The organism is Neolewinella agarilytica (assembly GCF_900110645.1).
Classification (GTDB): Bacteria; Bacteroidota; Bacteroidia; order Chitinophagales; family Saprospiraceae; genus Neolewinella; species Neolewinella agarilytica.
This window is the reverse complement of sequence record NZ_FOFB01000001.1, coordinates 318,180-330,339: the sequence shown is the minus strand read 5'-3', so window position 1 is coordinate 330,339 and position 12,160 is coordinate 318,180. Positions and strand designations below refer to the sequence as shown.

Here is a 12,160-nt window from a genome sequence, read left to right as displayed (position 1 = left end):
AATTGTGGTATTTTTGCTTCCCCCAGCTTTCTAAGGTCAGAAAATGAACAACACATATTTACTTCGCGCCACTATAGTGGCTTTTTCCTTCTTTTGTTTTTCCCTGCTTACGGCACAGGGTCTGAACGTTGAGCAAAGAACATGCCCGACGCATGAGCTGCACGAGGAAAGAATGAATACTGATGCGGATTATCGGAAAGCTTACCTGGCCCGGAAAGCCCGAACGCAGGAGCGCCTGGCGAATGCTGCTTTTCAGACGAAAAGCCTTGCCTGCGAAACGCCCCTTATCGTCCCCATCGCCGTCCACTATCAGAATGTAACGGATGTGGACGTGGCTTGCCTGCGGGCACTTGCCGCGGATCAGATCAGAATTCTGAATGAAGACTTCCAGGGCGCTAACGACGATATTACAAACTGGACGGACAACGCCGCCGCCTTTTTTCCGGGGATAGCTAACGGGGAATTTTGCGTAGAGTTCGTGCTGGCCACCCGTAACCATCCGGACGGCTTTGGCCTGGTTAACGGAGATCCCGCCGTTACCATTAATGAAACCACCGGAGAAGATAACCTGGCCTGGAGTAATTACTTCAACGTATACGTCCGAAATATCGGCGCCCTTGGCTTTTCTCCCCTTGGCGGAGAAGGTAATGGAGATGGAGTGGTCATTGACAATAATTCCTTCGGTAGCGGAGCAGGCTGTGCGGGGTTTGAACCCACGGCCCCCTACAACCTTGGCAGAACGTTGACCCATGAACTGGGGCATTATTTGGACCTGGCCCACATCTGGGGGGATGGATGTGCTGTCGATGATGGAGTGGAAGACACCCCGGAATCAGCCTCAAGTTATGGTGCCTGTCCGGACATCAGCTCCAGCTCCTGCGGTAGCCGGGACCTCCATATGAACTATATGGATTACACCAGTGACGCCTGCATGTATATGTTCACTGCCGGACAAGCGAACGTCATGAGCGCCTATCTGAACAGCAACCTGCCTGCCGTAATTGCGAATGCGGACAATGTCACCGGCCCGGCAGCTGCCAGAATTGCTTTTATGGAATCTGCGCTCACTTTACCGGAGGGGACGATCAACTGTACTACTGATGCTTTTCGGACCATTCCCATAACGGTTAGCGTTTCCGAAGCGCCGGACGCTGATGCAAGGGTCAATCTGTTGATTTCAGGAGATGCTGAGGAGGGAGTAGATTATACCCTAAGCAGTACTTCCTTTGATATTGCGGCGGGAGACGAGACGGATAAAACAGTTTTCCTGGAAATATTAGGTGACGGTGAAATCGAAACGGATGAAACCATCACCATTCAGCTAGAACTGGAAGCCAGCGGGAGTAATGCTCAATTGGGAAATCTGGACGCCATTCGGATCACTATATCCAATGATGACTGGCTGCCCTCTGATGTACGGGAGGTGGCTCTGCTACAACAGGATTTTAATGAAGACCTGGGAGACTGGACGGTTGTTGATGGCGGCTCCTCTGCCGCAACCTGGCAACTCAGCCTTGCCGCAGGTGGCCTGAACGGAACTCAATACGTCATGGCTAACAGTGATGATGCGGGTAGTGGTGTTATTATGGACGAGGCGCTGCTGTCGCCCGTATTTGACGGAACTTCCGTTACCAACCTGCGCCTTGACCTCGATCAGTACATCCGGGTTTACAACCGGAGAACAGAGGAAACTTTTGACATTGAGATATGGAACGGTAGCAGCTGGGAAAATATATTCCACCACGAAGAAGCGGACGGAAGCCTGGGAGATTATGCTGAACCCGATCAACAAAGTTTTGACCTCAGCGCCTATGCCGCTGAAGACAATCAGCTGAGGTTTACTTACCGTGCAGAATATGACTGGTTCTGGATCCTCGACAACATTACGATAAGTGGCCTGAGCAAGCCTAAGGTTCAGCAAGAGGCTAATCAGGATGAGGGTTTTGTGGAGTTGGAATTTGGCCCCGAAGAAACCGTTTACTTCTACGACCAGCAGACGGGAAACATCATGATGAGCCTGACGAATCTGACTCAGCATGATTACGGCTGTACCCGCGTTGAAGTCGATGATGCAAACAGTATTGATCCTGGTGCCCGCAGAAGTAGTTCGGCTGCCCCTCGTATGCTGACGGATAAATCGTTTCGGGTTACGCCGCAGAACAATGATGATAAAGGGAAGTATTCAATTTCCTTGTATTACACTGCAACAGAAATTGATGGCTGGTTAGCAGCCAGCGAAGAGACTCTTGATGATTTGGTTATGCTAAAAGCAGCGGGTAGCATCGCGGATGCCAATATGCTGGAAGAGGCTCCTGTTTCCCGTGTGTCCTTTGGCGAAGATTTTATTTTCACCAGTTCATTTTCTACCGGTTTTTCAGGCTTTGCATTGGGTGGTGCTGCGATGGCTTTACCCGTTGAATATACTGACATTGAAGCCTTCCCGCTGGAGAAAACGATTATGGTCGAATGGACAACCGCTGCTGAATTCAATAATGCGGGCTTTGAAGTTTGGCGAAAATCAGTAGCGGAGCAAAGCTTCAGCAAAGTTGGTTTTGTGGAAGCAATTTCGGAATTGCAGGGCAGTGGTAAATATGAATTCGAAGACGGGAACGTATTGCCTGGGCGAACTTATTTCTACCAACTTAAACAGTTGGATTTTGACGGAAGCAGTTCAGATTCTGATGTTGTTTCCGCGGAGATTCAGCCTGCTGGGCTAGCCTTGATCACGTTTCCGAACCCAGCCGACGATATCCTCAATGTTTCCATTGCCGGGAATGATGCTGATGGGCGCGGGACCGCAGGTGCAATGGAATTACTGGACGGCAGGGGGCGGATCCTCCGTACGGTAGAGCTGAGCTCACTGATCACGACCCACTCTTTGGACCTAACAGATCTGACTTCCGGAATTTATTTTCTGGTATTTACTTCCGCATCGGAACGGATTGTAAAACATGTCATTAAGCACTAGTGTTTTGACGAGGTGCTTATCATTGATACCAGCAAAGATCATATTTTTAGATACGTCATCAGCGGAAAACTCAATGCCGGGGACTTGACCAGGTATTATTGTGAACTCGAAAAACAGTATCAGCGAAAGGGCAGGCTGGCAATACTTGTTACCGTCTCGGCTTTTCGTGGTTACGCTAACCCGAAGGCCCTACGGGTATTTCTCTTAAATGAGTATAAACTCCTGAGCAGGGTTAGTCATTATGCAGCCGTATCGGACCAGTCATGGTTTATAACTGCTATTCGTTGTCTGAATTTCTTCTTACCGCACATTCGTTTACGTTCCTTCAAACCGGACCAACTGGCCGAGGCTGAAGATTGGCTACACAAACAGACACCAGGGAATTCAGATACGCTCTAACCATTAGGAAAACCTTTATGAAGTGTAGTGCTAATGATTGCATCCATACTTCAGAGTCACCCCAATAAGGAGAACATCGTTTATGGGCACCCGACGGCATGCCACATGGAGATGACCGAATACAATTGGTCAAAAGAGGATTTTTCTCCTTTTTCAGGAAACAATCTCTCCACTTCCTTCTTGTCCTCAGCCGTAATCCGGTCAAGAACACAGTCTTTCTCTTTGGCCCCACACCCACAGCTGGTAAGGGCGATGCGGTCGACGAAAGCAGCTTGTTCGTCAGTAAGTTTAAACATCCTGTGAACGGCAATCACCAACTGTTCCTGCATTTGTCGCATGAAGTCAGGACATTCAGCAGCCACCCTAAGCGTGACGAGAGTTTGAATACCCTCCAGTACCATATCCTGAGGAAATTCAGAGGAGTATTTCGCCAGAAAGCTATCCCGCTCGGGCTTTATCGCTGCTCTTATGTAAGAAGTGTTGGGGCGCATCAGGGTGTCCACAGAAAGTGACTTACCGGTGATGGATTCGCAAAACCGCTCAACACAACCGTCCAGATTGATGTCCGTTGCGGAGAGCCATTCCCGTACGAGTTTTGAGGAGTCAGCAACGGTAGCTTGAGCTGAAAGCGCAGGCAGGGCAAACAGCGTTACTAAAAGACTTAGGACGAGAAATTTCAAATTCAGGAGTATTAGCGAGTCAGGTAAACAGATCTGTTGCGATCTAATTCCCGGAAGAAAGGATCCGTCATGTCTTTAACGAAGCGAATCGCTTCGCCGGTCGATTTCATCTCAGGGCCCAACTGCTTATCCACGTTAGGGAATTTGTTGAAGCTGAAGACGGGAACCTTAATGGCATAACCACTCGGCTGCGGGTTGATGTCAAAGTCCTTCAGCTTGTGGCTGCCGAGCATCACTTTGGTAGCAATGTTCAGGTAGGGGACCTTGTACGCCTTGGCAATAAAGGGCGTCGTCCGGCTCGCACGCGGGTTGGCTTCGATAACGTAGACAGTCTCTTCGCCCGTATCCCGGTCGCGCGTAATGGCAAACTGTACGTTGATGAGTCCCTTGGTTTTCAGCGCGAAAGCCAGCTTCTCGGTGTATTCCCGCATTTTATTTACGGACTCTACGCTCAGAGAGTAAGTAGGTAGTACGGCCGAACTGTCTCCGGAGTGAATACCCGCAGGCTCGATGTGCTCCATGATGCCCATGATGTGAACTTCGTCACCATCACAGATAGCGTCAACTTCTGCTTCTTTAGCCCGGTCGAGGAAGTGATCAACGAGGACCACCATGGTGGGGTCTTTCTTGAAGATAGACAGTACGTGGCGTTCCAGTTCGTCATCGTTGATAACGATGCGCATATCCTGACCACCAAGTACGTAACTTGGACGGACGAGGACCGGGTAGCCTACGCGCTTTGCAACCTCCAGGGCTTCGTCAGCATTTTTGGCTGTGCCGAAGTTAGGGTAGGGGATCTCCAAATCCTTGAGCAGGTTGGAGAACCGGCCACGGTCTTCGGCCAGGTCCAGGCTTTCAAAGCTCGAACCAAATACTTTGATGCCCCGGTTATGGAATTCTTCGGCAAGCTTGAGGGCGGTTTGTCCACCAAGCTGGACGATAATGCCTTCAGGCTGCTCCAGCTCAATAATCTCCCGGATATGCTCCCAGAAGACGGGCTCAAAGTAGAGCTTGTCCGCCTGGTCAAAGTCCGTGGATACGGTCTCCGGGTTACAGTTCACCATAATGGCTTCATAGCCAGCTTCCTGAACGGCACGAAGGCCGTGAACGCAACAGTAGTCAAACTCAATACCCTGACCAATCCGGTTGGGGCCTGAGCCAAGGACAATCACGCTTTTTTTGTCGGAGACGATGCTCTCGTTCTCCTGATCAAAGGTAGAGTAGAAGTAAGGCGTTTTCGCTTCAAACTCAGCCGCACAGGTGTCCACCATTTTATAGGTACGACGAATGCCGAGCTCATAGCGGCGATTCGTCACGGCCTCCTCGTCTACCCGAAGGAGGTAAGCAATCTGTTGGTCGGAGTAGCCTTTTTCTTTGAGGGTGCGGAAAAAGTCAGAGGGAATGTCGTCGGGGACATTGAACTTGAGCAATTCTTTTTCCATCTCGACCAGGTCGTAAATCTGATTAATAAACCAGGGGTCGATTTTGGTAAGCTTGTGGATCGTCTTGCGGGGGACGCCCAGGCGAAGGGCATCCTTTACCCGGAAGATGCGATCTTCGGAGACATTCTCCAGTCGGTGAAGAATGTCATCCGTCTTGATCCACTCTTTCTTGTCGGAGCCAAGGCCTGCGCGTCCGTTTTCCAGACTCTGACAGGCCTTCTGCAGGGCTTCCTGGAAATTACGGCCGATGCCCATCACTTCGCCGACGGATTTCATCTGCAGGCCGAGAATATGGTCTGCTCCGGGGAATTTGTTGAAATTCCAGCGGGGGATTTTTACGATGACGTAATCAAGCGTTGGCTCAAAGAATGCGGAGGTCGTCTTGGTAATTTGGTTCTTGAGTTCGTCCAGCGTGTAACCCAGTGCGAGCTTAGCGGCGATCTTCGCAATCGGGTAGCCCGTCGCTTTTGAAGCCAGCGCCGAAGAGCGGCTAACGCGGGGGTTGATTTCAATGACGATGAGCTCTTCCGTTTCGGGGTTTTGGCTGAACTGAATATTACAACCGCCCGCAAAGTTGCCCATCGCCCGCATGGCCAGGATGGCCTGGTTGCGCATATCCTGATAGGCTTTGTCTGAGAGCGTCATCGCCGGGGCAACGGTGATGGAATCACCGGTATGGATGCCCATAGGGTCAAAGTTCTCTACGGCACAGATGATGACAACATTGTTAGCTGCGTCCCGGAGGAGTTCCAGCTCGAACTCTTTCCAGCCCAGAACCGCCTTGTCAATGAGTACTTCGTGCGTGGGGCTGGCGTCAAGGCCACGACGCAGCATCTCGGGATAATCTTCTTCTTTGAAACAGAAGCCACCGCCAAAACCGCCGAGGGTATAACTCGGGCGAATAACGAGTGGGAAACCGATTTCCTGAGCTGCTTCCATTCCTTCGAGAAAGGAGTTCGCAATCATGGCCGGGGCACACTTCAGTCCGATTTTTTCCATGTGCAGGCGGAACAGTTCCCTGTTTTCCGCCAGATCGATGGCCTCAAGGTCAACGCCAATCAGCTTGATGTTATACTTTTCCCAGAGGCCCAGTTCACCACATTCAATGGCGAGGTTGAGCGCTGTTTGCCCGCCCATCGTTGGTAAAACAGCGTCGATTTGTGGCTGTTCCTTCAGGATTTGCTCGACGTACTCCGGCGTCAGCGGCAGCAAATAGACGTTTTCGGCGGTCATCGGGTCGGTCATGATCGTCGCCGGGTTCGGGTTGATGATCGTGACTTCCACCCCTTCTTCCCTGAGGCTTCTGCTGGCTTGGCTACCTGAATAATCGAACTCACAGGCTTGACCGATAATGATGGGGCCGGAGCCAATAATCAGTACGGATTTAATCGAAGTGTCCTTTGGCATGGGGAAGTGGTCTTTTCAAATTCGCGCAAAGATAGACAAGGTGATCAGCTTTTGGGCTCTCTTGAAGCAGTAATTACGATGGCTGCGGAAGGTTTTTTTGCGCGGCCGCAGGTGCAGGGGGAAGTTCTTCTGAATACAGTGGTAAAGACTGGCAACATGGCTTTACAACCTTTTTGCGCACCTGCGTCTGCGCCCAGACCGTCAGAAATACACTATACGATAGGATGAAAAGAGCATGGTCAGATCGTTAAAACCTCCTTAAAACGTTGCGTAGCCTGACACCTACGGGTAAATTAACCGTCCTAATGAAAAATTCCGGTCTATGCGCTCGTTCTTTACTTTATCTCTGTTGTTAGCGGTTTCTTCGCTCTTCGGCCAGTTTACCGGTGGTCTTAGCCCCCAGGCAGATTCTGTGGTGGTGCAGGATAGCAGTCGGTGGGCTCCTTTGCTCGTAGCTTCTCATTGGTGCGAAAAAACTAAAGACAGCCGGGAAGGCTACGTACTAACCCTGGACCTGAACGAAAACTTCACCGAAGATGCCGGCCAGCAGCCAAACCGAAAATTTCAGTTTATGCGCGGCCGTTGGGTACTGGATACGGTGGAGCAAACCATCACACTGGCCATCGACGGACTTATGTCCGGAGGTAGCCTCCACCAGCGGTACCTGCGGGGGCGGGACTATTTTATCGTCTATGACATAATCAGCCTGACTACCGAAAAGCTAGAGCTAAAAGACCGGCTGACTGGTAAAAGGCGAGACTTTAACCGGACGGAAGCCGAAGAGTTTAAGGATCCTATGATTAACGAACCAGCTAAACTGGAACTTCCTCAGATCAAAGGAGGCTTAAAAATTCCTGGTGGGTGGGGTTGAATTTTTGCGGATAAAACACTATGTTTACCAGACAGAACAATTTTGTATTGTTTTGCATTGTAGGGAGTAGGAGCTAGTGTTATTAGCTATTGTGTATGTTAGATTAATGCTCATTATGAGAACGATGATTCTTGAATGAGATCGTGCTTTTCCAGATTTGTCCTCATGAAACAGAAAAACTCTTTTCACTTAAATACAGGTGGATTAATTTCGGATTTATTCTCCGGGATTGATCCTTCGGTTGTTGATGATAATGAATACCTTCAGCGTATTCAGGAAAATTGTCAGCGCCAACAGAACCCCTTTAGTTGTTATCTTACACTGCTGTTAGGTGAGAAACCCAAGGTGGTATGGCGCCATAATACCGCTGCCCACTTTGGGTTGATGAACATGCAGTTCGAGGATATTTTCACGCTTGTTCACCCGGCCTGGCTTTTTTCTTACATCAGTTATGCCCGGGCTATGTATAAACTGGCGGCAGTTTACCCCGAGTTGGTGAATACTGAAGGTGCATCGGCGGCGAGTTTAATACCTATGCGGCACAGGTCAGGGAAATACTACTGGTACCATCAGGTGTCTATTCGCGCAGCTCATGACCGTGGGCGGCTTGCGGCTCATTTGAACTATTACCATCAAAGCGTGGAGTACGGAAATCAATTGCCATCCATGCCAAAACTGACCACTAAGGGTATGATAAATCCCACAATGATGGCTGCCCTCAAAAAAGAAGCGGAAAATCTGGCAGGGCCGTTCATGGCTGAATTTTTATCCGATTGCCAGGTTAAGTTTATGCTAGAGTACCGGAAATTGATTCACCGTAACGGAGGGCGGAAGGTGTCACAGGGGGCAATTTTAGAACAAATTCCCCAACTCGTAAATATTGAAAACCTCAACAAGTACAAACAGCGGGTCCGGTTGAGCGCACGCGATTATTTCAAGCATCCCTTGATCGACAGTGCCTACTCTTTGGCCAAGTTGCTTAACCAATATTACCCTCTGGCAGATGAAGAAATTCGCTGATTGTCCATAACTGGACTCAAAAGGTGAGTTCACAACCCTTCTTGCTGTCTATATTTGTACTACTGAAGTTGGTGATTGATTATACGAGCTAACTTCTTTAAGAATTTGTGTTGTTCATAGTGTATGTCTCTCAAAGAAAATATGTCTAGATAAAATACCTGACAAAACCTTTGTAAGAGCATTCGAGGGCCTCGCTGGAAGTTGATCCGGCGAGGTCTTTTTGTATCTGATACTACCGGTAAAATGGTTTTTTTCAGGCGGCAGGTGTTTATTGCTAATGGATTAAGTGGTCCGCTACCGCGCGATCGATCGGGCCCATCATTACCTTACGTAGCCGAGGCTGCAAAAACCACAGCCCAATTGGCCAGAAAAAGAATTGAAGTGCAGTGGATGCCCAACGATGGTGGCCTTCACGATGACAAAGTAGAATCGCCAGAAAACTGAAGAAGAGTATTCTGGGTAAGAACCATATACCCAAAACGAGCCCGAAGGCAACAATAATATCGGCTGAAGTCCGGATGGCACTTAAGCCTGCACTACTCTCGGTGGCAATGGTTAGGCTGAATAAATAGTAAAAGCTTTCAATGGTAACGTAGAGCAAGATCAACAGGCTTAGCAGCCCGAAAGTAAGCATCGCCCATTTTTTTACCTTCAGAGAATCGCCTTTTGCTGAGAGGCTGATTCCGGCAATAAGTGCCCAAAGATGGAATAGAAGAAAGCCGATTAGCCAGCTTACCATAAAAATGTCCGCGCCAATCCCTGAATCGTGGAAGGGAGCTCCTTGATTGAGGTCAAGCAGGATGAATTCTGTGGATAAGCCTCCCACGAAGCCCAGTATTGGCAATCCGGCAGTTATCAGAAATAGTATTCCTGAATGGAGGTTAAAGATGTGTTTCACTAGAAATCAGCGTAGAGATTCAGCCCCTTTACATCCCCACAAATTCCACCACCTCCAATCCATAGCCTTCCAGCCCAACCCGGTTCTTCGGGTTGTTGGAGAGGATGCGGAGCTTGGAAACTTTCAGGTCCCGCAGTATCTGCGCGCCGATACCAAAGTCTCGCTGGTCCATACTGGCAGGCTGGCGGATGCTGGCTTTCTCGCCGTTTTCCATGCGGGATTTGAGGAGGCGTAGACCGGCGATGACCTCGCTGCCATCCTGATGGGGACGCATGAAGAGGAGGACGCCTTTACCGGCCTCCGCAATTTTCTCGAGCGGGCCGTGGAGGCCCGTGCTGTAGCCGGAGAGGAGGCTATGCAGCAGGTCCCTGCTGCTCGTTGAGCTGTGAACGCGGGTGAGCACTGGCTCGTCCGCCAGCCATTCCCCGTGGGTGAGGGCGAGGTGTACGTCGTTGTTGGTCGTTTGCCGGTAAGCGTAGAGCTTGAAGGGGCCGTAGCGGGTTTCCAGATCCATAGTGAACTCACACTCCACCAGGCGCTCCATCTGGAGGCGGTAGGCAACGAGATCTTCGATGGAGATAATCTTGAGATCATGCTCTCTGGCAAAGTTGAGCAGGTAGGGCAGGCGGGCCATTTCTCCGTCGGGCTTGAGGATTTCGACGATGACCCCGGCGGGGAAGAGGTTGGCCATGCGAGCCAGGTCAACGGCGGCTTCGGTGTGGCCCGTACGGCGGAGGACGCCGCCCTTGACCGCGCGCAGGGGGAATACGTGGCCCGGGCGCGTAAAGTCGGTAGGCTTGGCGCTGTGTTCCGTCATGCGGCGGATACAGGTCGCGCGATCGTATGCCGAAATTCCCGTCGTACAGCCATGGCCGATGAGATCGATGGTGACGGTAAAGGCCGTCTCGTGTACGTCCGTATTGGTCTCCACCATTTTGGTCAGGCCTAATCGATCGGCCTTGTCTTCGTCAATGGGCGTGCAGATGAGCCCACGGCCGTGGGTGGCCATGAAGTTGATCATTTCGGGGGTGATCCGCTCGGCGGCACAGACGAAGTCGCCTTCGTTTTCCCGGTCTTCGTCGTCAACGACGATGACTACTTTACCGGCCCGAATATCGGCAACGGCTTCTTCGATGGTGTTAAGGTCCACGTTGCGGTCAGAAGCAGGTGGGGTGGACTTAGTTGCGGTTGGATGGTTGCCAGACATTGGTGGTGATTCCGGTTAGGAAGCGATAAAAACCGACCAGCAGGGCGGCGTTCATGGCTAGAAAATATCGCAGGCTACGGAGGCCTTTGAGGTTAATGCCCATTGGAGCAAGGATAAGATCAAGCAGCAGGCTTACTGCCAGCAAGAGGCTACCAACAGCAAACGCAGTAAAGGCCCAATGGTTGCCCAAAGGTAGGACCAGCAGCCCAAGGCAAAGGGCACCAGTGAGTAAGAAAAAGGGCGTCCACCAGCGGAGCACCTTATGGCTGAAGAAAGCAAAAGACAGCGCGTTTTTGGTGGGCGGCCACCAAAGTTTTCGAAAACGGAAGAGATTTTGCCAGTTACCGCTGCTGATACGGACTTTACGGCGGAATTCATCTTTAATGGTTTGGCCTACGGCTTCCGTTACTACCGCTGTGCTACTACTGATACCAAGCCAACCCGCTTCGTAGGCGGCCATGCAGAGGAAGAAATCGTCGACCAGAAAATTATCCGGTACCGGACGGAAAGCTTCTGCCCGGATGGCCCAGCAGCCGCCGAAGGGACCGATCATGGCCCCCCAGAGCTGCCCTTCGGCCCGTTTGATGTTTACTTCACGATTGATGTACTGGACTTCGGAAAGGCCGATGCCTTCCGCTTTACCACCCGTCTGAACCATCGTACTGTCAACTATGCCAATGCGCTCATTTCCGAGCATTGGCCGGACAAGTTCGGTGATGACATTGGGGCGGAGGAGGACGCTGGCGTCGGTGAGGAGGAGGATGTTTGATTCTCGATTTGCTTCGCAGTACTTCGTGCTCTCGATTTTGGATTTACTGCGCAGTACTTCGTGCTCTCGATTCTTGATTTGAAGCGCGAGCTGATTAATTATCCCCGGTTTGCCCTGACGAGTAGAGAAAAGGGTCGGGCGGAAGCGCTTGTCCCTGGCGGCCCAGGCCTTTAGAATGTCGTTTGTTCGGTCGCTACTGTTGTCACTACCGATGAGGAACAAAAGTTCGCCGGCGTAGTCTTGAGCGGCGAGGCTTTGTAGTTTGCTCTCCAACACGGACTCTTCGTTGTGTACAGCCATCAGAACGTGGACGGAGGGCCAATGCATGGCTTCTTTAACCTCCTCTTGCACCTGCGTTTGCGCCCACTTGCCCTGCCTTGCACGCCAAACGACCCAAGTTGGGTAAAACAGGTAGGTGTGCAAGACTGAAATCAGGCAGACGAACAGAACCGTAAGTAGGACAATGGTCACATCGCAAAGGTATTGCTTCGTGGGGAGA

9 protein-coding genes are annotated in these 12,160 nt (G+C 50.8%); 4 read left to right on the top strand and 5 right to left on the bottom strand.

Annotated features, from left to right (window positions below; translation table 11 throughout):
* Positions 1–43 precede the first annotated feature (43 nt).
* Positions 44–2,968, top strand: coding sequence for a M43 family zinc metalloprotease (locus BM123_RS01230; protein ID WP_090164981.1), 2,925 nt, complete (start codon positions 44–46; stop codon positions 2,966–2,968).
* 12 nt (positions 2,969–2,980) lie between these two features.
* Entirely contained in the window at positions 2,981–3,367 is a 387-nt protein-coding gene (locus BM123_RS24840) for a SpoIIAA family protein (protein ID WP_090164980.1), read from the top strand.
* 80 nt (positions 3,368–3,447) lie between these two features.
* Here BM123_RS24840 and BM123_RS01220 read toward each other — a convergent pair whose 3' ends face one another.
* Positions 3,448–4,047, bottom strand: a complete 600-nt coding sequence (locus BM123_RS01220) for a hypothetical protein (protein ID WP_090164979.1) — start codon at positions 4,045–4,047, stop codon at positions 3,448–3,450.
* 11 nt (positions 4,048–4,058) lie between these two features.
* Entirely contained in the window at positions 4,059–6,896 is a 2,838-nt protein-coding gene (gene carB / locus BM123_RS01215; RefSeq protein ID WP_090164978.1) for a carbamoyl-phosphate synthase large subunit, read from the bottom strand.
* Positions 6,897–7,218: 322 nt separating this feature from the next.
* Here carB and BM123_RS01210 point away from each other — a divergent pair, with 322 nt between their 5' ends.
* Positions 7,219–7,767 (top strand): hypothetical protein, encoded by a 549-nt coding sequence (locus tag BM123_RS01210; protein WP_090164977.1) that lies wholly within the window; start codon positions 7,219–7,221, stop codon positions 7,765–7,767.
* Positions 7,768–7,932: 165 nt separating this feature from the next.
* The gene (locus BM123_RS01205) at positions 7,933–8,787 is read left to right on the top strand and encodes a hypothetical protein (protein ID WP_090165189.1); all 855 of its coding nucleotides are present in this window, start codon (positions 7,933–7,935) and stop codon (positions 8,785–8,787) included.
* A 274-nt stretch (positions 8,788–9,061) separates the two neighbouring features.
* Here BM123_RS01205 and BM123_RS01200 read toward each other — a convergent pair whose 3' ends face one another.
* The 3 genes from BM123_RS01200 to BM123_RS01190 are packed head-to-tail and all read right to left on the bottom strand — an operon-like array spanning position 9,062 to position 12,132.
* Entirely contained in the window at positions 9,062–9,685 is a 624-nt protein-coding gene (locus BM123_RS01200; RefSeq protein ID WP_090164976.1) for a hypothetical protein, read from the bottom strand.
* A gap of 28 nt (positions 9,686–9,713) precedes the next feature.
* Positions 9,714–10,892, bottom strand: a complete 1,179-nt coding sequence (gene ribB / locus BM123_RS01195; RefSeq protein WP_090164975.1) for a 3,4-dihydroxy-2-butanone-4-phosphate synthase — start codon at positions 10,890–10,892, stop codon at positions 9,714–9,716.
* Positions 10,864–12,132, bottom strand: a complete 1,269-nt coding sequence (locus BM123_RS01190; RefSeq protein WP_090164974.1) for a glycosyltransferase — start codon at positions 12,130–12,132, stop codon at positions 10,864–10,866. The genes ribB and BM123_RS01190 overlap by 29 nt, the downstream gene beginning before the upstream one ends.
* Positions 12,133–12,160: the final 28 nt, after the last annotated feature.